The 23,840-nt window shown below is 41.8% G+C and carries 21 protein-coding genes; 7 read left to right on the forward strand and 14 right to left on the reverse strand.

What is annotated here, in order from left to right; genetic code table 11:
• Positions 1–5 precede the first annotated feature (5 nt).
• From EW142_RS02095 to murA, 3 genes are all read left to right on the forward strand, one after another.
• A complete protein-coding gene (locus EW142_RS02095; protein WP_130612390.1) occupies positions 6–293 on the forward strand; it encodes a DUF493 family protein in 288 nt (95 codons plus the stop codon).
• An 86-nt stretch (positions 294–379) separates the two neighbouring features.
• Positions 380–1,033, forward strand: a complete 654-nt coding sequence (locus EW142_RS02100) for a DUF4290 domain-containing protein (RefSeq protein ID WP_130608976.1) — start codon at positions 380–382, stop codon at positions 1,031–1,033.
• 15 nt (positions 1,034–1,048) lie between these two features.
• Complete coding sequence (gene murA / locus EW142_RS02105; RefSeq protein WP_130608978.1) at positions 1,049–2,356, forward strand: UDP-N-acetylglucosamine 1-carboxyvinyltransferase; 1,308 nt, start codon at positions 1,049–1,051, stop codon at positions 2,354–2,356.
• A 405-nt stretch (positions 2,357–2,761) separates the two neighbouring features.
• On the opposite strand, the gene EW142_RS02115 is transcribed toward murA, so the two are convergent.
• From EW142_RS02115 to EW142_RS02150, 8 genes are all read right to left on the reverse strand, one after another.
• Complete coding sequence (locus EW142_RS02115) at positions 2,762–3,184, reverse strand: BLUF domain-containing protein (protein WP_130608980.1); 423 nt, start codon at positions 3,182–3,184, stop codon at positions 2,762–2,764.
• A 101-nt stretch (positions 3,185–3,285) separates the two neighbouring features.
• Positions 3,286–4,287: a pirin family protein gene (locus EW142_RS02120; RefSeq protein WP_130608983.1), complete on the reverse strand. Its 1,002-nt coding sequence runs from the start codon at positions 4,285–4,287 to the stop codon at positions 3,286–3,288.
• A gap of 1 nt (position 4,288) precedes the next feature.
• Entirely contained in the window at positions 4,289–5,173 is an 885-nt protein-coding gene (locus EW142_RS16845) for a VOC family protein (protein WP_240740137.1), read from the reverse strand.
• Positions 5,173–5,349, reverse strand: coding sequence for a Lacal_2735 family protein (locus EW142_RS02130; protein ID WP_130608986.1), 177 nt, complete (start codon positions 5,347–5,349; stop codon positions 5,173–5,175). Before EW142_RS02130 ends, EW142_RS16845 begins: the two co-directional genes overlap by 1 nt.
• A 9-nt stretch (positions 5,350–5,358) precedes the next feature.
• Complete coding sequence (locus EW142_RS02135; RefSeq protein WP_130608989.1) at positions 5,359–6,789, reverse strand: amidohydrolase; 1,431 nt, start codon at positions 6,787–6,789, stop codon at positions 5,359–5,361.
• A 75-nt stretch (positions 6,790–6,864) separates the two neighbouring features.
• Positions 6,865–8,172 (reverse strand): cryptochrome/photolyase family protein, encoded by a 1,308-nt coding sequence (locus EW142_RS02140; protein WP_130608992.1) that lies wholly within the window; start codon positions 8,170–8,172, stop codon positions 6,865–6,867.
• The gene (locus EW142_RS02145; RefSeq protein ID WP_130608995.1) at positions 8,172–8,864 is read right to left on the reverse strand and encodes an SDR family NAD(P)-dependent oxidoreductase; all 693 of its coding nucleotides are present in this window, start codon (positions 8,862–8,864) and stop codon (positions 8,172–8,174) included. Before EW142_RS02145 ends, EW142_RS02140 begins: the two co-directional genes overlap by 1 nt.
• Entirely contained in the window at positions 8,865–9,356 is a 492-nt protein-coding gene (locus EW142_RS02150) for an SRPBCC family protein (RefSeq protein ID WP_130608998.1), read from the reverse strand.
• A gap of 176 nt (positions 9,357–9,532) precedes the next feature.
• On the opposite strand from EW142_RS02150, the gene EW142_RS02155 reads away from it, so the two are divergent.
• Positions 9,533–10,375: a DUF2911 domain-containing protein gene (locus EW142_RS02155; protein ID WP_130609001.1), complete on the forward strand. Its 843-nt coding sequence runs from the start codon at positions 9,533–9,535 to the stop codon at positions 10,373–10,375.
• Between the two features lie 46 nt (positions 10,376–10,421).
• Here the strand turns inward: EW142_RS02155 and EW142_RS02160 are convergent, their stop codons facing one another.
• From EW142_RS02160 to EW142_RS02185, 6 genes are all read right to left on the reverse strand, one after another.
• Positions 10,422–12,128 carry a sodium:solute symporter family protein gene (locus EW142_RS02160; protein ID WP_130609004.1) on the reverse strand — a complete coding sequence of 569 codons (1,707 nt, stop codon included), beginning with the start codon at positions 12,126–12,128 and terminating at the stop codon, positions 10,422–10,424.
• A 111-nt stretch (positions 12,129–12,239) separates the two neighbouring features.
• Positions 12,240–14,771 (reverse strand): PIG-L family deacetylase, encoded by a 2,532-nt coding sequence (locus EW142_RS02165; protein ID WP_130609007.1) that lies wholly within the window; start codon positions 14,769–14,771, stop codon positions 12,240–12,242.
• 115 nt (positions 14,772–14,886) lie between these two features.
• Positions 14,887–15,840, reverse strand: a complete 954-nt coding sequence (locus EW142_RS02170; protein WP_130609010.1) for a septum formation inhibitor Maf — start codon at positions 15,838–15,840, stop codon at positions 14,887–14,889.
• Between the two features lie 36 nt (positions 15,841–15,876).
• The gene (locus EW142_RS02175) at positions 15,877–16,479 is read right to left on the reverse strand and encodes a Maf family nucleotide pyrophosphatase (RefSeq protein ID WP_130609013.1); all 603 of its coding nucleotides are present in this window, start codon (positions 16,477–16,479) and stop codon (positions 15,877–15,879) included.
• Positions 16,472–16,999 (reverse strand): KdsC family phosphatase, encoded by a 528-nt coding sequence (locus tag EW142_RS02180; RefSeq protein WP_130609016.1) that lies wholly within the window; start codon positions 16,997–16,999, stop codon positions 16,472–16,474. The genes EW142_RS02175 and EW142_RS02180 overlap by 8 nt, the downstream gene beginning before the upstream one ends.
• Positions 16,983–17,744, reverse strand: a complete 762-nt coding sequence (locus tag EW142_RS02185; RefSeq protein WP_130609019.1) for a Rossmann-like and DUF2520 domain-containing protein — start codon at positions 17,742–17,744, stop codon at positions 16,983–16,985. The genes EW142_RS02180 and EW142_RS02185 overlap by 17 nt, the downstream gene beginning before the upstream one ends.
• Positions 17,745–17,877: 133 nt before the next feature.
• Here EW142_RS02185 and EW142_RS02190 point away from each other — a divergent pair, with 133 nt between their 5' ends.
• From EW142_RS02190 to EW142_RS02200, 3 genes are all read left to right on the forward strand, one after another.
• Positions 17,878–21,048 carry a cytochrome c biogenesis protein CcsA gene (locus tag EW142_RS02190; RefSeq protein ID WP_130609022.1) on the forward strand — a complete coding sequence of 1,057 codons (3,171 nt, stop codon included), beginning with the start codon at positions 17,878–17,880 and terminating at the stop codon, positions 21,046–21,048.
• A 171-nt stretch (positions 21,049–21,219) separates the two neighbouring features.
• On the forward strand, positions 21,220–22,629 hold the full coding sequence (locus EW142_RS02195; RefSeq protein WP_130609025.1) for an MATE family efflux transporter: 1,410 nt from the start codon (positions 21,220–21,222) through the stop codon (positions 22,627–22,629).
• 33 nt (positions 22,630–22,662) lie between these two features.
• Complete coding sequence (locus EW142_RS02200) at positions 22,663–23,832, forward strand: trans-sulfuration enzyme family protein (protein WP_130609028.1); 1,170 nt, start codon at positions 22,663–22,665, stop codon at positions 23,830–23,832.
• The last annotated feature ends 8 nt before the right edge of the window (positions 23,833–23,840 follow it).

Raw genomic sequence — 23,840 nt, forward strand, 5'->3', positions numbered from 1 at the left:
GTGGCATGGAGCATGATAAATCTGAGGAATTTTATACAAGACTTAAGGAACAATTATTGGAGAACACCACTTGGCCCTCCGACTACTTGTACAAGTTCATTATTCCCACAGATGAAAAGCGAATAGAGCAAATCAACAATATTTTCAATAATACAGGAGCAGTTATAGAATCGAAAAAGTCCAAAAAAGGAAATTACACCAGTATTTCGATAACGGTGCACCTCAAAAATCCCGACGAGGTGATTGCCAAGTACAAAGAAGTCTCTTTGGTGGAAGGGGTTATTTCCCTTTAAACGGGTGCATTGTTATAATTTTACTATTTTGCAGTCGTTATTAGGTAATACTTCCCAATCCATTTAATTTCATAATACATCACAGTTTGAATTTAGTAGAACATTTAGAATATAATACGGAACGTCAAAAACTTCACATTCCGGAATACGGACGTCATTTTCAGAAAATGGTGGACCATGCGGTTTCCATAGAAAATCGCGAAGAACGTAACAAAGTGGCAAAGTCCATCATCAGTGTGATGGGTAATCTACAACCCCATTTAAGGGATGTTCCGGATTTTCAGCATAAACTTTGGGACCAACTTTTCATTATGTCTGATTTTAAATTGGATGTTGATTCTCCCTTTCCCATAACTTCGCAAGAAGTGCTTCAGCAACGTCCAGAACCTTTGGAATATCCACAAAACCATCCAAAATATCGTTTCTATGGAAACAATATTAAAAGAATGGTCGATGTGGCCATAAAATGGGAAAAAGGCGACATGCGAACTGGCCTGGAATATGCCATCGCCAATCACATGAAAAAATGCTATCTGAATTGGAACAAGGACAGTGTTGAAGATGCGGCAATTTTTGAACACTTAAAGGAACTCAGTGATGGACAAATCGATTTGGCTCCAGCCGGTGAAAGTTTGACAGAGAGCGATCAATTTTTGAAAAGCCGTAGTTCAAAATCCAACAGAAATGGTGGTAGCGGTAAAAAAGGACAACGCGGAGGAAGGTCCAAAAAGCGATACTAAATTTCAGCAAATAACATGGGGACTTTTAGGATAGAGGGTGGTCATCAGCTTAATGGTGAAATAACACCTCAAGGGGCTAAAAATGAAGCCTTACAAATTCTTTGTGCCGTATTGCTTTCGGCCGAAAAGATTACGGTAAATAACATTCCGGATATTATCGATGTCAATAAGTTAATTGCCTTGTTGGAGGACCTTGGTGTTAAAATCCAGAAAAAGGGTAAAGGCTCTTACACTTTTAAAGCAGACGATGTCAATTTAGATTATTTACAATCGGACCAGTTCAAAAAAGATGGTCGAGGTCTAAGAGGCTCAATTATGCTGGTAGGCCCGCTTTTGGCCAGATTTGGAAAGGGTTACATTCCAAAACCTGGGGGAGATAAAATTGGAAGAAGGCGACTAGACACCCATTTTGAAGGTTTTATTCAACTCGGCGCCAAATTCAGGTACAATAAGGAAGAGTACTTTTATGGAGTAGAGGCTGAAAAACTAAAAGGCACTTATATGCTGTTGGATGAGGCCTCGGTTACGGGAACAGCCAATATTGTGATGGCTGCGGTTTTGGCAGAAGGTACTACCACCATATACAATGCAGCTTGTGAACCCTATCTGCAACAGCTTTGCAAGATGTTGAACCGTATGGGCGCCAAAATCTCTGGAATCGGTTCTAACTTGTTGGTCATTGAAGGTGTGGAAACTTTGGGAGGCACCGAGCATACCATGCTTCCCGATATGATTGAAATTGGGAGCTGGATAGGTTTGGCAGCGATGACCCAAAGTGAACTTACCATTAAAAATGTCAGCTGGGAGGATTTAGGACAAATCCCTACGGTTTTTCGAAAGTTGGGAATCACACTTGAACGCAGAAACGATGATATTTTTATCCCTAAGCATGAGAAAGGATATCAAATACAGAATTTTATAGATGGTTCTATTTTAACCATTGCCGATGCACCATGGCCAGGGCTGACCCCTGATTTGTTGAGTATTATTTTGGTTGTTGCAACTCAAGCTAAGGGAGAAGTACTGATTCATCAAAAAATGTTTGAAAGCCGTTTGTTCTTTGTGGATAAACTTCTTGACATGGGAGCGAAGATCATCCTTTGCGATCCTCATCGTGCTACCGTAATTGGGCACGATTTTAAGTCGACCCTAAAGTCGACCACCATGGTTTCTCCTGATATTCGAGCAGGGGTTTCCTTGTTGATTGCTGCACTTTCAGCCAAAGGAACATCTACCATTCAAAACATAGAGCAAATTGACCGTGGATACGAAAATATCGACGAGCGCTTACGAGCTATTGGCGCGCAAATAACACGAGTTTGAATCTAGTCTGCAAAATTGATAAGAAATAACAGGGTCCATAGCGCTGTTCTCAACCAATTTTTCATTTTAAGCTTTGTAATAATTGTATCTGTTTGATGGCTTTCCTCAATTTTGGAATGAAGTGGTACAAAAACCATAAAGGTGGTCAACCATAAAGCAAGTACCATTACCAATCGCGCAAGGGTTGCAATATTGACTTCCAGATAAATGGAAAAAAAGCATAGAATCAGTTGACCTAGCATTAACGGAAGCACAACATAAGTGACTCTTTTTGTATAGCTTCTGTGCCAACGGATTAAATCGTTCTTCTGGTAATAAGCAAAACTTGGATAAATAACCAATTGCACTAACCAAACGAGCACCAAAGTACCCGAATCGAATATCAAATTTGCGAGTGATATGAATTCAGCCAAAAAGAATCTCCCTTACATTGGTGAAAAAAGGTATGGCCAACTTGCTGGGCTTTTCATAGGCGCCTGACTTTGCAAAGAAATCATCAATTTGCTTCATTTTGATGTAGGAAGAGCTACCATTTTGTCCATAATCATGGAAAGCCATACTCCAGTCATCAAAAATGCGTTCAGAACGAGGTTCTTCCATCAAGGTGATCACTTCACGATGTCTTGGATCTTTTTTGATTCGGTTGTATAAGGACAAAACCTCTTCTTTTGTTCCCTCTAAAAGTTGTAAAAAATGATTGTTGTGGTATAACAGACAACCTGTTATACCATGGTCGGCATTGGAATCCCTAGCATCACTGAGCATTTTGTAAATCTCCGATAAAGTAAAGGATTCACTGGCCACCGAGCGGTAAACTAGCGAATGCATTGTTATGTATTATTGGTCAAGGTACCCTTAAAATAGAATTTTTTCTTGAATTGATTGCACCCCTGTATCAGGATTTATGAATTATGAAAAGAAAACCAATATTATTTCTCAATGATTGTGCCGTCAGGATAGAGAGCAAACCTGCCCTTCTCACGATCGTGAACATTATCGGGATAGGGCCAGGGCCAGCCTCCAAATTGTGTGAGCCTATACTCTTCCATAGCCTGTTCTATCTCGGCATTGGTGTTCATAACGAAGGGCCCATATTTGGCCACGCGTTCGTCGATAGGGTTTCCCTGAAGAAGAAGAAAATGTGCTTTTTCCTTCCCTATGGTAATGGTAACATCTTCGGAACCATCTAGACTTATCCCAAAATTTGGATTCACTTTTCGGTCTCCAAAATAAATCTCTGAACCTTCATAAAAATACAAGGTCCTATTTACATTGGTTTTTGCCTTTGGCAGTACATATTCTGATTTCTCATCTACCTTTATATTCCAGATAGCTACTTCATTTTCGGCCTTTGCCGCCCATGAGTTGGGTGCTGGAGAATTGGCTTCCGAACCTTTGTAAACCCCGGCAATAACTTTTATGGCAGCGTTGGATTCTTGTACAACCGGAATATCCTCATGCCAAAGCATTTTAAAGTGAGGCTCTACTAACTTGTCAACTTTTGGTAGGTTCAACCAGATTTGAAAAAGCTCCAAGGGATTTTCTTCACTTTGCTTTAGTAGCGGAAACATTTCAGAATGCTGCACTCCTCTTCCGGCTGTCATCCATTGCACATCCCCCTCCCCAAAACGTCCAGCCGCTCCGAGGGAATCAGAATGGTCACAAAAGCCCTTGTTCACAATGGTAATGGTTTCAAATCCTCGATGCGGATGGTAGGGAAAGCCAGGTATCGTGTTGCCATGGTACATCCGCCATCCATCTTTTATGGTGAAGTCATTGCCTATATTTCGACCTTCCAGAAGCTTGGGGTCCGGCCCCATGGTCTCTTCACCCTTAGGATAGTGATCTAAATGATAGACACAAAAGAGAAATGGATCTTCAGTTTGCCATGGAAAGCCCAAAGGGAAGGTATGTTTGATGCCTGTGCTCATGCTAGTGTTCCGCCGTATTGATTTCAATCCAATATCCTTCGGGATCTTGAATATAGATTTGTTTCACCCCATCTGCTCGGTCAGTAACAGAACCTTTGTTACCCGGCCAGTCATAGAAATCTATTTCCTTGGTTATTAATCGCTCGATAAATGCTTCCAAATTCTGAACAGATAGACAGAGATGGATACTCTTGTCTTTTTTGAACTCAACAATATCTTTTTTGATTAAATGGAGTTGCGAATTACCAAACATGGAAAACCATCGAAAGCCCGGCTTTCCTTCTGGATGGGGAATCTCTTCAAAATTGAATATGTCCCTATAAAAATCTCCGGTCTCCATCAATTTGGTTACTACCAATGATTGATGATCAAAATGGAAATTTAGTTTATCCAAGGGCTTAGCGCTAAACTGCGTTTGCAAATATAGCTGCTTCCACTGACCATCCTGATAATCCCCAACCTTGAAATTATAGGTATTGTCATCTATATATTCCCACATATCGGTGACAGTTGATTCCCCATACGAATAGGTATATCGAATATTCTTTTCCTCCGAAGTTACAGTTCCCGAAGTTTTGCCACCAAAAACATCAAATTCCCAGAACTCGATTTCCCCAGTCTGTGAGTTGTATTTACGAACCCCATGGTTTCTAGGACCGTATTCCGTTTGTTCCTTGTTGATGTAGCCTTTGGATTCGGCCAATACGAGAGTTTTGCCCAGATCATAATGAAACCTGATTTCTTGTTTGAATTTAGAACCATCACCCCATGAACCTTCGGCAAACCAAGTTCGCCCGATTAGATTCTCAAAAAATGCCAAGGGATTCTCTTGACTTTGGCCTATGAGTCCAAGAAATAGGAAAAATAAAAATATGAGTCGTTTCATTAAGAATCTTTTGTGGAAAGTGCTTCTATCCTTTTTTGGATATCGTCTGCCTCGGCATACTTGTTATCGCTCTCTGTTCTGTTGATTTTGGAAAGTTCAAACGCCTCTTTCATGAGCTTTTGATACTTCTCCTGCAATTTTTCCAATTCTCCCTTCTTCTTAAATAGTCCAAACATGGTTTTGATTTAATTTTGACCAATAGGGGGTGGGCCCTCAGGTACTATGGCCTCATAGACTTCATCCCCTTTTCTTTGTATATATTCTGCTTTAACCTTTTCAACCAATTTGTCATCTTCAAATAAGTCAACCATGGTCATGCCCATCGCCTTGGCCGCATAGACCATCCCTTTATGACCAATGCTCATGCCCCCACACGCGACAACTGCCCAGGAGTGCCATGGGGTGTCCTTTGGTGCTGTGGTAACCCCTAAATTAATATTGGCCACATTCCAGCTAACGTCACCTACATCAGTTGAACCTCCCCCTGGGTGTTCCTTGGTTTCTTCCAGAGGAAGGATTTTGCTATCCATTCCAAGTTGGGGCTTTCCGGTAACCTCCTGAATTTTCTTCCCAAAGGCAATTTCTTCATCTGAATAGGTAATGGGGCCTAAAAGTTCCATATTCTTTTGCATGATTTCCCCTCCAGCACGATTCACCAATACTTCATAAATACCAGAAATGAGCGAGATTTTATAATCCACATTGGCCATGATGGCCGCACCTTCGGCCATTTTTTGAACTTGTTCATATACCGGCATCATCCCACTGCGTTTTGTATCGCGGACCCTTACCCATATTTTGGAATAGTCGGGCACTACATTCACCACTTGTCCACCATCTTGAATATGATAGTGAATTCGGACAGTAGGCTTTACATGCTCACGATAATAATTGATACCTGTGGTGTACAACTCCAACGCGTCCGAAGCACTTCTACCGTTCCACGGATCTGCGGATGCATGAGCTGCCTGACCGAAAAACTCCACTTTAAAATCCACCAGAGCCAAGGAGCTCTGCACGTCTGCCTTCATTTTAGCAGATGGGTGCCAGCTTAGGTTTACATCAACATCGTTCCAGAGCCCTTCACGTACCATCCATATTTTACCAAAAAACTTTTCTTCCGAGGGTGTGCCAAAGAACTTGACCGTTCCCTTGAGTTTTCCTTGCTCTATCAACTCTTTTGCTGCAATAGCTGCTCCTAGGCTTCCGGCACCAAACAAATTGTGTCCACAGCCGTGGCCCGCAGCTCCTTCGTTCAAAGCCTCTTTGGTAGGTTGCGCTTTTTGTGAAATCCCCGGGAGGGCATCAAACTCTCCTAAAACACTGATAACCGGACTGCCAGAACCATAGCTGGCCACGAAGGCCGTTGGCATTCCAGCAACACCTCGCGCTACAGTAAAACCATTTTTCTCAGCATAATCAGCAAGTATTTTCGAGGATTGATGCTCGTCAAAGGCGGTTTCCGCCAATGCCCAAATAGAATCACTGATTTTAATTAGATTTTCTTGATGTTTTTCAACAGAGGCGATTATCGCCTTTTTGTTCGAGTTCAGCTTTTGGCCCGACACCGAAATGCATAGGAAGCAGGCAAAAAGAAAAAGAATTGTTTGTTTCATTTTAGTGTATTTGAATTAGTCTGTGCAATGCCGGAAATAGAAATTTCATAGAAGACTAAAAATACTAAAAATGGTTCACCCCACCGCCTCTTTATACACTTTAAGACATCGTTCGCGAGCCATTTTATGGTCCACCATTTTCTGGGGATAATCCAACTCCTGAAGTTCTGGAACCCATTGGTTGATGTATTCTTTTTGTTTGTCAAACTTGTCAACTTGGGTCATTGGGTTAAAGATTCGAAAATAGGGAGCAGCATCAACACCGCTACCGGCGGCCCATTGCCAATTTCCCACATTGCTCGCTTGTTCGTAATCCAGTAGTTTTTCAGCAAAATAGGCTTCACCCCATCGCCAATCGATAAGCAAGTGTTTGCAAAGGAAGCTCGCCACCAACATTCGAACCCTGTTGTGCATGTAGCCAGTAGAGTTGAGCTCGCGCATACCGGCATCCACCAGAGCATATCCGGTTTTTCCATTTTTCCAGAGCTCGAACTCCTTCTCGTTATTTCTCCAAGCAATACGATCATACTTGGGTTTGAATGCCTTATTCACCGTATGGGGAAAATGCCATAAAATTTGCATAAAAAATTCACGCCAAATCAATTCACTCCAAAATACCTCGTTTTCTTCGGCGATTGCTTTCTTTACAATTTGGCGAATGGAGACCGTCCCGAACCTTAAATGGGGTCCCAGCCGAGAGGTGCCTTTATCCTTGGAAGGAAAATTTCGTGTGGCTTCATAATTTTCAATGAGATTTGGAGTAACTACAAAATCAGGTACTTTTATGTTTGATGTGGTAAACCCAATATCTTCCAAATTTAGATTGGGAAGCTCCGTTTCATTAATTAGATTCCCGAACGAGGAATAGGTATCGTAGTTGACCAAATGGACGGAAGGTTTGAAGGCTTCTTTCCATTTGTTTTTGTAAGGGGTGTATACGACGTAGGGCTTGCCATCATCTTTGACCACTTCATTTTTTTCGAAAATCACTTGATCTTTGAAGCTTTTAAAATCTATTGACTGTTGGTTAAGAAAATCACCGATTTCTTGGTCCCGCATTAAGGCATAGGGCTCATAATCATGATTGGTGAAAACGGCCTTGACAGTATAATTTGGGACCAATTCCTTGAAAACGCCAAGAGGATTGCCAGAGAACATCGCTATACCGCTTTGGAAATCCTGTTTTAACTCCAAATTCATTTTTTGAAGCTGCATATGAATGAAGTTTAGCCGAGGATCGTCTTTAGGGAGTTCTTCAAGAATATTACTATCAAAAATGAAAATGGGAAGTACTGGATATCCTGATTTCAAGGCATGATAAAAACCCACGTTATCTTCGAGGCGTAAATCCCTTCTGAACCAAAAAACCGCTACTTCTTTCACTAGCTAATGTTCAAAGATGACATTCCCCCATCTATTCCAATAACCTGACCAGTTACCCAGCTATTTTCTTGCCGAAGCAGAAACGAGGCCATATTGGCAATGTCCTTTGCCGTTCCAACTCGTTTCAGGGGATGGCGCTGTGACATCATTTCCTTCTTCCTATCATTGCTCAAAAGTCGGCCCGCTAGCGGAGTGTCAACTAGGGAAGGAGCTATGGTATTCACTCTAATTTTTGGGGCATATTCGGCCGCCAAAGATCTGGCAAAACCTTCAATCGCCCCTTTGGCAGCAGAGACACTGGTATGAAAGGGCATGCCTGTACCCACTGCGACTGTGCTAAAGAACACCATACTTGAGCCTTCTGCCATTTTCGGAATAATTGTTTTCACAGTCTTTACCAAACCGAAAAAGTTAATTTCCATGTCTTGCCGAAAAGCGTCTTCCCCAAGCATCTTAAATGGCTTAAGATTGATTGAACCCGGACAAAATACAAACCCATGCAGTTCTTCGGGCAAATCAAGGGTAGAGATATCATCAGAAGTTACATCAAATACCAAGTGGGTAACGCTCAAATTTTCAAGACCATCTTTGGTTCTTGAAGCGATAAAAACATTGTACTCGCCCATTATTTGCCTGGCTATCTCAAACCCAATACCATAGGACCCACCCACCAATAAAATATTCTTTTTCATTTAGATGTTTTTAAGTTCCAATTTTGTCGGGTATCCCTCTTTGGCACCAAAAAGTTCGGTAAGTTTCTTTTCACGAAACTCAAAAATTTGTCGCAACTGTTTCTTAACCAAAATGGGATGTATCAATCTTCCAAGGAATCCTAGAGGAAGTTTGTAGTCAACAATATCTTCCATTTCCACACCGCCATCAACTTCCTTAATAAAATGCTTGTGATGCCACAATGCGTACGGACCAAACCGTTGTTCATCCACGAAATATTCGTTCTGGACCACATGGGTGATTTCTGTGACCCATTTCACCGAGAAAAATGGAAATGGGGTAACGATGTATTGAATGATTTGACCAGGAAACATCGGTCTATCGGCTCCATCCAAAATATGGAAACCCATATGTTCGGGAGTGATGACCTTTAAATTTTCTGGACTGGACAAGAAGTCCCATGCCTCTGCTTTAGAGATGGGCAATACTTGTCGGGAACGAAGTTGATACATGAACTAAAGGAATTTTCACAAAGATAAGTTTAAATTGTTTAAAGAAAAACATAAAACATTAAACAAAACTTATTTTAGCATACACTGTGGTCATGGCTCTTTTAAGGGTTTGTTAACAGCCAACCCCTTGCTTTATCTTTAGTTTTGTTTCACTAACAAATCTAAAACACTTTCAAATGAAAAAACTAGCGTTATTCCTTTTTGTGGCTCTGCTTTCATTCTCTATGGATGCTCAGTTACAGACTCCTCAACCTAGCCCATCTTCTAAACTTAAACAAACTGTTGGTTTAACGGAAGTTGTGGTAGAATATTCAAGGCCGTCCATGCGTGGTAGGACTATTTTTGGCAATTTGGTTCCTTATGATGCTCTTTGGAGAACGGGTGCCAACAAGAACACAACCATTAGTTTTAGTGATGAAGTTACAGTAGATGGCCAGACCCTCAAAGCTGGTGATTACGCCATTTTCACTAAACCGGGTGCGACTTCTTGGGAAGTTATTTTCTATGCAGACACTAACAATTGGGGTACACCCCGTGAGTGGGATGATAGCAAAGTTGCTGCAAAGACAACTGTTGAGGTTTATCAAATGCCAATGCCTGTTGAAACCTTTACCATGACCATTGATGACCTTCATAACAATGGAGCGACTCTGGGAATGCTATGGGAAAATGCTTATGTCGGCGTAAAATTTGAAGTTCCGACTTTGGCCAAGGCCGAAAAAAGCATCACTCAAGTGATGGCCGGTCCCGGCGCCAATGAGTACTATGCTGCGGCCTCTTATTATTTTGATGAAGATAAAGACTTGGAAAAAGCCAGAGAATGGATTGACAAGGCAGTTTCACTGAATGATAAAGCTTTTTGGGTAATGAGAAAGCAATCTTTGATCTATGCCAAACTAGGCGATAAGCAAGGAGCTATCGAAGCTGCCAAAAAATCGCTTGCTGCTGCCGAAAGTGCTGGCAATGCTGATTATGTGAAATTGAACAAGGATTCTTTAAAAGAGTGGGGAGCTTTGTAACCCCCTCTTTCATTGTAAATTATTAAGGCCCTTTCTGGGCCTTTTTTTATGTCTTTAAAGGGGGCTTATTCAGAAAACCATCAAAGACCTCCAAGAGCAGGGCAAGAAGTATGACCAATACACATCCGAAGGCATTTAACCAGAGGTAAGACATCCAGTCCATATACCAACCAATAATTACGATGATTTGAGTGATTATAGCCGCCAGAAACACGGAGTTACCTTTCACAAATTTGAAGAAAAATGCCATCAAGAAAATACCAAGGACATTACCGTAGAAAATGGAACCAATGATATTAACCAATTGAATTAGGTTGTCAAACAAATTGGCGACACAGGCAATGATTATGGCCAAAACACCCCAAAGCAAGGTAAAGGCTTTTGTGGCTCGGAGGTAATGTTTTTCATCTTTTTCCTCTTTTTGATTTCGCTTGTATAGATCGAGGGCTGTGATAGTGCCCAAGGCATTAAGTTCTGATGCCGTGGATGACATGGCCGCAGATAAAATAACGGCCAATAATAGGCCAATAAGGCCAGTTGGTAAATTGTTTAAAATAAAATGTATAAAGACATAGTCTTTGTCATTGGTTTCCACGGATTCATCCGCTTGGGCAATAAGTGTTCTTGCTGCTTCCCTATTTGCTTTTTCTTTCTGGTTTATTTTAGCAATATCTTCCTTGGTTTGGGCAATCTTATTGTATTCCTTTAAATCCAACGCGGCTGAAAAGGCGTACTGGGCCATTTTCTTTTCTTGTTCCAATGTTAGGTGCCCTTGCTCAAGAGATTTATACTCCTCATTGTACTCCGAATTCAATACCGCTTCGGTGGCTGCGGGATTAAAATTTAAGGGAGAGGGATTGTATTGGTAAAAAACAAAGACCATGGCTCCAACCAATAGGATGAAGAACTGCATGGGAATCTTAAAAATACCATTGAAAATAAGTCCCAACTGACTTTCTCGAACCGATTCTCCAGAAAGATAACGTTGCACCTGACTTTGATCAGTTCCGAAATACGCTAAGGCCAAAAAGAAACCTCCCGTAATTCCGCTCCAAAAGGTATACCGATTGTTGGTGTCGAGGCTAAAATCCAAGATTTTGAGCTTGTCATTGGCCCCAGCAATTTTTAGGGCTTCCCCAAAAGAAACACCGGTAGGCAACGAGCCTAGGATAAAGAAAAAAGCAAAGAACATCCCCACCATAATGATAAACATTTGCTGCTTTTGTGTCATGCTTACCGCTTTGGTCCCTCCTGAAACTGTGTAAATGATTACCAAGATGCCAATGATGATGTTCAGGGTTCGCAAATCCCATCCCAAAACAGCAGATAATATTATCGAAGGTGCAAAAATGGTTATTCCCGCAGCCAAACCGCGCTGTACCAAAAATAAAATGGCGGTTAGCGTTCTCGTTTTAAGGTCAAAACGGCCTTCCAACATTTCATATGCAGTAAAGACATTTAGCTTTCTATAGATGGGAATGAACACCACGCAGATAAATATCATGGCCAACGGAAGACCAAAATAAAATTGGACAAAGCCCATACCATCATGAAATGCTTGACCAGGAGTGGAAAGAAAGGTAATCGCACTTGCCTGGGTGGCCATTACCGAAAGACCAATTGTCCACCATTTGGCGTCGTGCCCTCCGAAAACATAATCATCCACATTTTTACTGCCACGGGTCTTCCAAACTCCGTAAGCCACAATAAAAAATAGGGTGCTTCCAAGAACAATCCAATCCAGTAAACCCATGCTGTCGGTTAGTTATTTGAGATCATGATGTAATAGAACGAAGCGATATATAGGATATTGAGTATAACAACCAGGGTATATTCTTTTTTCCAATGAAATTTGTTCTCCATATTATCCCTTTATGTTGCTTTCTGATTTTACTTCGCTTTTTCCTACGGAAAGCATGTTAGCGAAGAGTTTGAAAGCGCCTGAAACCCCTTCGGGCAACTCCCTGAAAAAACTCAAACCGGTGTAAATATAGTTTCCTTGGCCATGCGGAGCGACCAGAAGCGCTCCATCCTTTGGTGTTTCGCCTTCGTCATTCATGGACAAAATGGGCGTGAATTCAGGTGCCCATTGGTTTGGGAAGTAAAGGCCCCGTTCTTGTACCCAGCCTTCAAAATCTTTTTCTTCTATTTTATTGGGAAAGTTGACTAGAGAGTGATCTTTTGCCAATATGCGAACGTCAGCGTTTTCGTCGGTCACTCTATCGCGTGATACGGTCAGCTCGTAAGGAGCGATATTCTCAAATTGCTTTCGCCACCTTCCAGCCGTATTGTACTGTACAATTAAATTTCCTCCATTCTCCACATATTCCATGAGGAAAGGTTGCTTAAATTTGAGCTGTTCCACCACGTTGTACGCTCGAATACCAACCACCACGGCATCATACTTAGCCAATGTTCCCGCTTGAATGGAGTTGGGATCAACAATATGGACCTGATACCCGATTTGCTCCAAGCTTTCGGGGACCTTGTCACCGGCGCCAACAATGTACCCTATATGTTCTCCCGTTTTCTGAATATTCATGCGAACGACCTTGGCTTTTGAAGGCAATAGAATCGACTGCTTTGGTACGTGGTTGTATTCTATTTCCACCAATTCTTTGTCATATACATTCCCATTGATGGTGGCCTTGGGTTTGATATAGCCCTCGTGATCTCCAACCGGAGGAGTTACCTGAAAGACCAACGTTTGTTCCTCACCTTTCTTTTCAATAGAAAAGGGAATACTTTCCGGTAGGATGGTCCAACCTTCAGGGTGACCTAACTCAAGGCTTCCAGAGACACCGTCCTTACCAGCTTTAACATGGACAGAAATGTTTTTTGCTTCCGGGCTGGCGAAAATCAACACCTTATCAACAATCTCGGTGGTCACTTCAGGTAAAACTTCAAAAGGCTCATAAAGCTCTCCTTGATCAGGTTTGGAAAATCGACGAATCACTGGTTTCATAAAGGAAATGCTAACTCCCTCAAATGAAAGGGTGAACAAAGCCGAAAAAGCACTGGGATTTTCTGCTTTTCCAATCATTTTTTGATCAGCGACCTTATACATTCCCAAGCTCCAGGGTTCTTTCAACCAATAGGGGTCTGATGTTGACTGGGAATTGGAAACATCTAAATCCAAGGTCAAATTTTCTTTTTTGTTTTCGGCCAAAGCCAATTCAGGAGAAAGGGCATTAGTTGTACCATCGATTTGCACGGTATGCAGAACCACATCCAAATTACTGCGATTCAATACTTCAATATTGAGCTTAGATGTATTCCCTGGAGTCGTGGAGGAAGATTCAGCACTGACCTCAAGATAAAGACCGGCACAGGCAAGAATGATGGATTTCAATTCTTCTGACTTCAATGTTTTCCAGTGCTCATCCCTGGTTTGTTGCAAAAGTTGATAGGCCTTTACCAAATCAGGAACATGTTTGGACGGATTCTCAAAATCAAAATCGTTTTCTATAGCATACAGGATATCGCCAATCGCTTTTCCACCTTCAATCCGTGACCAACTTGTGTCGATTCCTTCAAAAAGGTTAGGCCCAGAAGGCAAACTTCCTTTCAAAAGCTCCACATACTCGTCCTGGCTACCGCGCGTGGTCAAGCGACCAAATCCTTGACATAAGTGTTGACTACTGGCAATTGAGGCAATTTCATTGTTGGAAAGTCCCAATTCAGGATAGTATACACCAACATCTAGCTTGACCAAATTGGATTTATCCGCTTTCTCGAAATTTTCCCGGCTACCATAAAACCACCAAGAGGTATTAAAGAATGTACGTTTGGGCTGCCATACCCCTGCGTGTTCCAATTGCTCCGGATAGGCTTTAGGGTCATTTGCCAAATCGTAAGCCTCCACGCTTAGCATGGCAGATGTGGTATGATGACCATGCGTGGACCCAGGGGTCCTATGATCAAACCGATTGATAATAATATCAGGTTTTAAATTGCGAATGGCCCAAACCACATCACCAAGTACCTTCTCTTTGTCCCAAATTTTTAAGGTCTCATTCGGATGCTTCGAATAACCAAAATCGTTGGCCCTGGTAAACCATTGCTCCCCGCCGTCCACACGTCGAGCAGCCTGAAGTTCCTGGGTTCTTAAAACACCTAGCAATTCCCGTAATTCAGCTCCTATTAGATTTTGTCCCCCATCACCTCTGGTTAGTGACAGGTAAGCGGTACGCGCTTTATCATGATTGGATAAATAGGAAATAAGGCGTGTATTTTCATCGTCAGGATGGGCAGCCACATAAAGCGCAGTACCTAAAAAATTTAATTTTTTGATACTGTGATGAATCTCGGTTGAGGTAGGTTTTTGAGGCTTCTGTGCTAGCGAATTGGAAACGATGAATACAACTGTCAACGTTCTTATCCAGAAGTTGTGCATTGGTAAGTTTTTAGCGGTTGACCAAATATAGAAAGATTCGTACCAGGCTGAATGGTATTTAGAACATCTTTAACAAGGGGCGATTCTGCCAGAGTGCCTTGAAAAGTTATGTGAATCAAAGCCCCAGGCTATCCCTAAGAACAAGATCATCATTTCCGTTTTGACCCCAATATGCAGATTTTAGGGACTTTAATTTTTTGGCACTTGTCGTCATTACCTTGGCATTGGGTCCAAATCCGCTACGGAATTCTTCTGTCCAACTTTCTATGCTATGCGGAAAATTGGAATCAAAGTTGATGCGTAGTGTACGTTCCAACTGAGGGTAGGTGATGGAATATGTTGACAGACCGTTCTGTTTGGTGAGCGAAGCGGTAACATCGTAAGCTTTTAACTCTGTATGTCTCAATCGCACATATTCCAAAGAAGGAATCATTTTGAATTCTCCTTCCGGTAGATCGTTGGGATCAATTCTGATTTTGGTCCAAATCTCATTTTCGAGAACCTCTTTTTCAAGCTTAAATTCTTGGTCTGCCTCAGATTCAAAATAGGAGTGCGACATAAATTCAAAAGCATCTCTATTATTGAGCTGAGAATACACGTGCCCACACCATTCCTGCATGGATAAGCTCGTCTTTATGGCATGTTGGTTGTCATAAACGGGGTAGAAGGTGCTGGACATCACCGAATATGGATAAATGCCCGTCAAATATTTTTTAGTAGCGTTTAGTTTAAGAACAGGAATATTTGTTGCATTGTTCCTGTCGGCCTTTACCTGTTTTTGTGAGAGAAAGGGTTCAGTCACGTAAATCAATACGGAAGTACCTTGTCTTAGTTCGCCATATCGGGCTTGTTCGAGTTCGTAGGACGTGATTTCTGCATTTCCGGCATACCAATATTTTTTAAAATCTTGTGATAGTGGTTTTTTGGCTGCAACTTCTGCCTTTTCATTCGCAACAATCTCATTATTGAGAGCCATTTCTTTGCTGGAGTCTGCTGTTTTGCCCATGCATGCTCCCAAAAAAAGGGTGGTGGAAAAGATAATGATAGGTAGAAGGGTAGAAGTTTTCATGATAAAAGAGATTTCTATAAAATTACGCATCCCACCTCAAGAAACCATGTCCATTAACGTTTTGTAAACGAGATGGGTGGGTAATCCAACTACATTGGTATAGGAACCTTCAATCTTGGAAATGCCAATCATTCCAAGCCATTCTTGAATGCCATAAGCTCCGGCCTTATCAAAAGGCTTACATTTTTCCACATAATAGGCCAGTTCCTCATTGGTAAATTCTTTGAACTTTACCCGTGTTGTCTCTGAAACGGTTTTTTGACCATTTCTTGTTGTAAAGCATACCGATGTTATCACCTCATGCCAATCTCCGGAAAGAACTTTGAGCATTTCGATGGCTTCCTCTTTATTATTGGCCTTGGCCAAGGATTTATTTTTATGCCAAACCACCGTATCTGAGGTTAGTAGAATCTCATTTTCTTCCAATTCTGATTGGAATGGGACTGCTTTTAGCTCGGCCAAGTATCTTGAGATTTCTTCACTTTTGAACCCTGCGGGATAAACCTCATCCACGGATTTTTTACGCACCTCGAATTCTAACCCCATCTCTTCCAGAAATTTCTTCCTTCTCGGAGAACCAGAACCCAAAATAAGCGTGTAATCACTTAGTTTTTGGGCTAGGGCGTGGGATCTAGTCATTTTTGGCGCTGAAGTTATCATTCCAGTGCCCTCTTACTTTCAGCACTTGTTCGATGATGTCCCGTACGCAACCGTCACCACCATTTTTATGGGATACGTAATCGGAAATTGCCTTTACCTCGGCGACAGCGTTTTGGGGTGATGTGGCCAAAGCCACCATTTTCATAGGTGGAATGTCCGGAAGGTCGTCCCCCATATAGACTACGTTTTTTGGGTCAATGTTGTGTACATCGAGATACTCTTCCAAAGGCTCTTGCTTATGGTGTGCCCCTAAATAGATATCGGTCACACCGAGCCCTTGTAACCGTTCTTTTACACCAGGATTGGTTCCACCGGAAATAACACAGACATTGTACCCTTTCTGCAGGGCAGTCTTTAGGGCATAACCATCTTTTACGTTCATTCTTCGCAACATTTCACCTTTGGTGGTCACCAAAACCGAACCATCGGTAAAAACCCCATCCACATCAAAGATGAAGGTGGTAATATCGTTGAGCAGTTCTTTATAGTTTTTCTTCATAGGTTTTTTTTATCGCCTTACTGAGCAAGGCATAAAGTTCGGTTTGATTTTTATCTTTCAATAATTCCAAATGTGCTTTTATACTCTCGTTATCTCCACGTTTTGCAGGTCCAGTTTGTGCTTCCAAAGGTGATAAATCCATTACTTTTTGTGCTGTTTCTAAAACTAAAGGTTTCAAAATGTCGAAAGGGAGCCCTTCTTCTTTGCAAATTTCGGCACCAATTTGGTATAAGTGATTGGTAAAGTTATTCACAAAAACAGCAGCGAGATGCAATTTTTTTCGTTGGTGTGAATCAATTTCAAAAACTTGATTGGAAATGGCCTGTCCGAGTTTCTCCAAAATTTCAACACCCTCTCGGTTTTCAGCTTCAACACAAATGGGAATTCCTACAAAATCTACATTCCTGTCTTTGGAAAATGTCTGTAATGGATAAAAAACACCTCGATTTTGGGATAAAATCAAGTTCATGTCTGTCGCTCCCGAGGTATGGGCCACTAGCCCTGTTTTGTATTTAAGTTTTTCGGAAATTGTACCGATAGCCTTATCAGAAACTGCCAAAAGGTATACATCGGCGTCTTTGATAGCGTCGAAGTCCGAAGCGATTTCAACTTCGCCCAAAAATGAGTTAAGGCTACCCTCATCGCGTCCAAACACCTGTACTATTTCGACCACATCGGTTGTTTGAAACGCACGAAAAAGATGATGGGCTACATTTCCTGTACCAATAAGCACTACCGAAAGCATGATCAAAACTACAAATTTAACCCAAGCCGCTTTTTAAAATAATTAACAAATCTGTTTAAGCTTTTCCACTTTAATCTACATAAGAAACTGCCAAAAAGGTAGTAATTTTGCGAGCCGAAAACAGCGTGTACCTATGGTCGATATTTTGAAGAAAACACTCTTCTCCACCAAATTGATGGCAGTTCTTTTCCTTCTTTTCGCTGCAGCAATGGCAATAGGTACTTTTGTGGAAACTTGGTACAGTACTGAAACTGCACGCATTTATATCTACAACGCCACTTGGTTTGAGGCCATTATGGTGTTTTTTGTAATCAACTTTGTTGGCAATATCTTTCGGTATAAGCTTTTGGCCTGGAACAAATGGCCCATTCTCACTTTACACCTTTCTTGGATTTTAATCATACTAGGGGCCTTTGTAACCCGATATATTAGTTATGAAGGCATTATGCCGATACGGGAAGGAAATGCGGAAAGCCGTTTTTATTCCGATAAAACCTATCTCACCGCTTTTGTAGATGGGGACATCAATGGTGAAACCAAAAGAAGGGTTTTGGAAGATGACATCTTGGTTACTTCTGAAGGCAAACGCGCCAGCCTTCCATGGAAATCTGATTTCAATGGTCAGCCTTTCACTATTTCCTATGTGGATTTCATTCGTGGGGCAGAGGAAGGATTGATTCCTGATGAAAATGGAAAGGAATACTTAAAAATCGTTGAAGCGGGTGACGGAGAGCGACACGAGCACTATTTGGAAGATGGTCAGGTCGCAAGTATCCATAATGTTCTTTTTGCCCTGAACAAGGAAACGCAAGGAGCCATAAATATCTTTTTTGATGAAGAAGGGTTCAAAATCAAATCTCCTTTTGAAGGAAGGTTTATTCGAATGGCAGACCAGTTTCAAGGGGAAGTGGTCAACGACAGTTTACAGATTCTGCAGTTGAGATCTTTATATACCATGGCGGGAATGCAATTTGTAATTCCAGAACCTTTGACCAAAGGAAAATATGGAGTGGTCAAAGTTGCGGAAGATGAAATTACAGAGGCTACGCAAGATGCTTTGGTCGTTGCCATTTCGGCGAATGGAGAAACTCAGGAAATCAAGCTATTGGGTGGCAAGGGGAGTTCTGATTTTTCAGATAAAGTCAATGTCGCGGGATTGGACTTTTCTCTGAGCTACGGGTCAAAGATTCATGAGTTACCCTTTGCCATTCAACTCAACGATTTTATTGCGGAAAAGTACCCCGGCACGGAAACGGGCTATGCTTCATTCATGAGCAAGATTACGGTCAATGACCAAAGGCCTTTTGACTATGACATCTATATGAACCATGTATTGGATCATCGGGGATATCGTTTTTTTCAATCTAGTTTTCATCCTGATGAAAAAGGTACAGTCCTTTCGGTAAACCATGATTTTTGGGGCACCTGGATTACGTATATCGGGTATTTTTTGTTGTATATAGGCCTTATGGGACTGATGTTTTCCGGTAAAACACGTTTTAAAGAATTAGCAAAGTCATTGGAGAAAATTCGGAAGCAGAAAGCCGCATTGACCATAGGACTATTTGTTTTTGGAGTTTTTTCAACATTTGGACAAGAACAGCCAGCGGATGACCATCTGCATAATGTTCTTCCAACCCAGGAGCAGGTTGATTCCCTAATTCAGACCACCGTGGTTTCCAAAGAACATGCGGAACGATTTGGGGCTTTAGTAATCCAGGACGAGGGAGGAAGGATGAAACCCATTCACACCTTCGCCTCCGAAGTGTTGCGAAAAATAAGTGGAAAGAATACCTACAAAAATCTCGATGCCAATCAGGTTTTTCTTTCTATGATGATGAATCCTGGGGTGTGGTACAACACGGAATTCGTTGCTTTGGCCAAGCGTGAAAATGATAGTATACGAAAGATTATAGATGTCCCTTCAGGAACAGAATTTGTAAAGGCCACCGATTTTTTTGACGAAAAAGGGGGGTACAAACTCCAACCTTATTTGGAAAAGGCCACCTCAACAACAAATCCGTCCAAATTTGAAAGTGATTTTAAAAAGGTAGGGGAGCGGCTGAGTTTATTGAACATTGCCCTTAGCGGACAGATTGTTAAAATATTTCCGCTTTTGAACGATGAGAACAACAAGTGGATTTCGGCCATCGAGTATCGTGGAGGACAATATCAGGTGTCTGATTCGTTGTACTCCAATTTTATTCGCAATGCCGTTCCTTTTTATTTGGGCTCTTTACAGAAGGCCATTGCAACCGGTGACTATTCCCAGCCTGATAAATTACTTGAAGCGTTCAAGCAAAACCAACAAAACCACGGGAGCGAAGTTTTACCCACTGAGCAAAAAATAAAAACAGAAATTCTTTATAACAAATTGGACATCTTCAACCGGCTTTATAAGTACTACGCTTTGGTAGGAGTGTTGTTATTTCTCGTTTTGGTGTTTAGAATTTTCAAAGACCGTGAGATTTGGACTGTTTCTGCTTATTTTCTGAAAGGTCTACTCATCATTTTCTTTATTTGGCATACAGCCGGACTTATTCTTCGGTGGTACATTTCTGGGCATGCCCCTTGGAGTGATGCCTACGAAAGTATTTTGTATGTATCATGGGCTACCATGGCCATGGGTCTGGCCTTTGGGCGAAAAAGCGAATTGACCATAGCGGCAAGCGGTTTTGTAACCTCCATGTTACTATGGATTGCCCATCAAAGTTGGGTTGATCCCTCCATTGCCAATTTGGTTCCTGTCTTGGATAGTTATTGGTTGATGATTCACGTTGCGGTTATCGTGGGAAGCTATGGTCCTCTAACGGTAGGAATGATTTTAGGTGTTGTTTCTCTTTTATTGATTCTTCTGACTACCAAAAAGAATAAAAAACGGATGGAGCTCAATCTACGCGAGTTGGTCACCATCAACGAACTTACACTTACCGTCGGATTGGTCATGCTCACCATAGGAAACTTTTTGGGGGGGCAGTGGGCCAATGAAAGTTGGGGACGCTATTGGGGATGGGACCCTAAGGAAACCTGGGCGTTGATTTCCATTATGATATATGCCTTTGTTCTCCATATGAGATTGGTACCTGGCTTGCGGGGCAAATGGACCTTTAGCTTTGCCAGCATCATTGCTTTTGCCAGTATTATGATGACCTATTTTGGAGTAAACTTCTACTTAGTTGGCCTTCATAGCTATGCCAGCGGTGACCAAGTGATTACCCCTTCGTTTATATGGTATACCGTTCTTGGGGTCTTTATTTTAGGTGGCTTCAGTTTTTGGCGATACCGTTTACATTACATAAAATAATTTCGAAATTATTTGTGGTTCAAAAAAAAATCCCATCTTTGTGCCATCATGAAGCTATAAGAATTATGTACAGCATAGATGTCACCGGCTTTAGGCCCAAAAAATAAGTGGAACACTTTCCATTTAGGTTGACTCTACCTTCTCTTTTTTTTGCAACATAATTCTTTTAAAATGACAAACTCACATACTTCATCACTTAAAAAATTCTTTAGTTATTTCTGGATTGCGGTAACCGGCAAAGAATCCAACTTTACCTCGGGCAGCATTCGTAAGGCCATTTTCATGCTTTCCATTCCCATGATTCTGGAAATGCTCATGGAATCCATTTTTGCCTTGGTAGACATTGCCTATGTCTCCCAAGTAAGCGTAAATGCCGTGGCTACAATTGGTTTAACGGAATCGGTGATTACACTGGTGTATGCCTTGGCCATTGGTTTAAGCATGGCAGCAACGGCAGTGGTAGCACGAAGAATTGGAGAAGAAGATGTAGCGGGGGCCCGAGTGGCTGCAGTACAGGCTATTGCACTTGGAATATTGATATCCATTGTTTTTGGTATAGTCGGCATTTTTTATGCCAAGGAGATTCTGGGACTGATGGGAGCTGAATCTGACCTTATCGCCGAAGGACATGGATATACCCAATTTTTGATTGGGGGTAATGTGACCATAATGCTTCTCTTTCTAATAAATGCCATTTTTAGAGGTGCCGGGGATGCCTCTATTGCCATGTGGACTTTGGTGCTTTCCAACGGACTGAACATTATTCTGGACCCCATTTTTATTTTTGGATTGGGCCCTATTCCTGAATATGGAGTTATGGGTGCAGCCATTGCCACGAATATCGGAAGAGGAACAGCAGTATTGTTTCAAATCGGGATTTTATTTTTTGGATGGAGCCGTATTAAGCTCATGCTTAAGGATGTGGTGTTGAACTTCAAAGTGATGCTCAACCTTATAAAGGTTTCCATAGGTGGAATTGCCCAGTTTTTGATTGGTACCTCAAGTTGGGTCTTCCTGATGCGCATCATGTCCGAATTTGGTAGCGAAGTGCTTGCTGGGTATACCATTGCCATTCGGGTGATACTCTTTACTTTGATGCCCTCATGGGGAATGAGCAATGCGGCCGCGACCCTTGTTGGACAAAACTTGGGCGCCAAACAACCCGACAGGGCAGAAACATCTGTTTGGATAACTGGAAAATACAATGCCTATTTTATGGGTCTTGTCTCAGTGATCTATTTCTTTTTCGCAGACAACATCATCTCACTGTTTAATGACAACCCCAGCGTGGTTGAAAATGGGGGGCTTTGCTTGCAAATAATTGCACTAGGCTATGTTTTTTATGCCTACGGGATGGTAGTTACCCAAGCCTTTAATGGTGCAGGGGATACCAAGACCCCAACAAAGATCAACCTCTTGGCATTTTGGATCTATCAATTGCCGTTTGCTTATTTGGCAGCCTTGACCTTTGAATGGGGTGCAAAAGGCGTGTTCATTGCGATTACTTCGGCCGAAGTATTGCTGGCTGTAATTGCTATGGTGTGGTTCAAAAAAGGAAAATGGAAAGAGGTGCAAGTATAGCCCGTTTCGTATCTTTAGCTAAAATTTATTGGCATGAGTCAAACGAAAAAAGGCTTGAATACATTATGTACCCATGAAGGTGCTTTAGAGGATACGCTATTTAAGGGAGCGACCTCTCCTTTGTACATGAGTTCTTCCTATGCATTTGAGGATGTTGACCTAAAAAGGTACCCAAGATATTTCAACACGCCCAATCAAGAAGCGTTGGGGAAAAAACTGGCCGCCTTGGAACATGCCGAGACTGCCATGATTTTTGGTAGTGGAATGGCCGCCATTAGTACTGCTTTAATGGCTTTTTTGAAGGCTGGGGACCATGTTGTCTTTCAGCAGACCCTATATGGGGGAACCTATAATTTTGCGGTGACCCAACTTGAAAAATATGGGATTACCTATACTTTCACAGAAGGTTGGGACGTAGTCGATTTCGAGGAAGTGATTCAATCAAACACTAAAGTGATTTATTTGGAAACCCCTTCAAATCCACTTTTGACCATAACCGACATGAAAGGGGTCGCTAATTTGGCCAAGGAAAAAGGCATTTTCACGTTGATTGATAATACATTTGCGAGCCCCATCAATCAAAACCCAATCGATTTTGGTATCGATGTGGTAATGCACAGTGCCACCAAATACATGGGAGGTCATTCTGATATCTGTGCAGGCGTTGTCGCCTCATCTAAAGAAAATATGGATCGCATTTACCAAACGGCGATTTGTTTTGGTGGGAGTTTAAGTGATTATACGGTTTGGTTGTTGGAACGGAGCATTAAAACCATGGCACTTAGGGTAAAGGCTCAAAATGAGAATGCGCTTCTAATGGCCAAGTATCTTGTATCCAATCCCGATGTTGCTGCTGTCAATTATCCAGGTCTAGAGACCCATCCTGAACATGAATTGGCCAAATCGCAAATGAAAGGCTTTGGAGGAATGCTTTCCTTCGAGCTCAAATCTGAAATTGATGTTTCCCATTTTTTTAGAAACCTTCGACTGATAAAGCCCTCAATGAGTTTAGCTGGACTGGAAAGTACAATGATTTCCCCGGCGAAAACCTCTCATGCCCTCATGAGTCCAGAGGACAGGGAAAAGCAGGGTATAAAGGATTCGTTGGTTCGGTTTTCATTGGGAATCGAAGAATTGGAGGACTTGATAGGCGATATCGAACAGGCCATATCCGAAACAAAATCAGTTTCTTTACCGGTATAATTATTCAT

The organism is Flagellimonas allohymeniacidonis (assembly GCF_004296335.1).
Classification (GTDB): domain Bacteria; phylum Bacteroidota; class Bacteroidia; order Flavobacteriales; family Flavobacteriaceae; genus Flagellimonas; species Flagellimonas allohymeniacidonis.

Excerpts from the sequence above, each read along its gene's own strand:
- EW142_RS02195 (WP_130609025.1), top strand. The coding sequence starts at position 21,220 with ATGACAAACTCACATACTTCATCACTTAAAAAATTCTTTAGTTATTTC.
- EW142_RS02120 (WP_130608983.1), bottom strand. The coding sequence starts at position 4,287 with ATGAGCACAGGCATCAAACATACCTTCCCTTTGGGCTTTCCATGGCAA.
- EW142_RS02200 (WP_130609028.1), top strand. The coding sequence starts at position 22,663 with ATGAGTCAAACGAAAAAAGGCTTGAATACATTATGTACCCATGAAGGT.
- EW142_RS16845 (WP_240740137.1), bottom strand. The coding sequence starts at position 5,173 with ATGAAACGACTCATATTTTTATTTTTCCTATTTCTTGGACTCATAGGC.
- EW142_RS02185 (WP_130609019.1), bottom strand. The coding sequence starts at position 17,744 with ATGCTTTCGGTAGTGCTTATTGGTACAGGAAATGTAGCCCATCATCTT.
- EW142_RS02160 (WP_130609004.1), bottom strand. The coding sequence starts at position 12,128 with ATGGGTTTACTGGATTGGATTGTTCTTGGAAGCACCCTATTTTTTATT.
- EW142_RS02115 (WP_130608980.1), bottom strand. The coding sequence starts at position 3,184 with ATGCATTCGCTAGTTTACCGCTCGGTGGCCAGTGAATCCTTTACTTTA.
- EW142_RS02180 (WP_130609016.1), bottom strand. The coding sequence starts at position 16,999 with ATGAAGAAAAACTATAAAGAACTGCTCAACGATATTACCACCTTCATC.
- EW142_RS02190 (WP_130609022.1), top strand. The coding sequence starts at position 17,878 with ATGGTCGATATTTTGAAGAAAACACTCTTCTCCACCAAATTGATGGCA.
- EW142_RS02170 (WP_130609010.1), bottom strand. The coding sequence starts at position 15,840 with ATGAAAACTTCTACCCTTCTACCTATCATTATCTTTTCCACCACCCTT.
- EW142_RS02165 (WP_130609007.1), bottom strand. The coding sequence starts at position 14,771 with ATGCACAACTTCTGGATAAGAACGTTGACAGTTGTATTCATCGTTTCC.
- EW142_RS02145 (WP_130608995.1), bottom strand. The coding sequence starts at position 8,864 with ATGAAAAAGAATATTTTATTGGTGGGTGGGTCCTATGGTATTGGGTTT.
- murA (WP_130608978.1), top strand. The coding sequence starts at position 1,049 with ATGGGGACTTTTAGGATAGAGGGTGGTCATCAGCTTAATGGTGAAATA.
- EW142_RS02135 (WP_130608989.1), bottom strand. The coding sequence starts at position 6,789 with ATGAAACAAACAATTCTTTTTCTTTTTGCCTGCTTCCTATGCATTTCG.
- EW142_RS02130 (WP_130608986.1), bottom strand. The coding sequence starts at position 5,349 with ATGTTTGGACTATTTAAGAAGAAGGGAGAATTGGAAAAATTGCAGGAG.
- EW142_RS02150 (WP_130608998.1), bottom strand. The coding sequence starts at position 9,356 with ATGTATCAACTTCGTTCCCGACAAGTATTGCCCATCTCTAAAGCAGAG.
- EW142_RS02155 (WP_130609001.1), top strand. The coding sequence starts at position 9,533 with ATGAAAAAACTAGCGTTATTCCTTTTTGTGGCTCTGCTTTCATTCTCT.
- EW142_RS02175 (WP_130609013.1), bottom strand. The coding sequence starts at position 16,479 with ATGACTAGATCCCACGCCCTAGCCCAAAAACTAAGTGATTACACGCTT.
- EW142_RS02095 (WP_130612390.1), top strand. The coding sequence starts at position 6 with ATGGAGCATGATAAATCTGAGGAATTTTATACAAGACTTAAGGAACAA.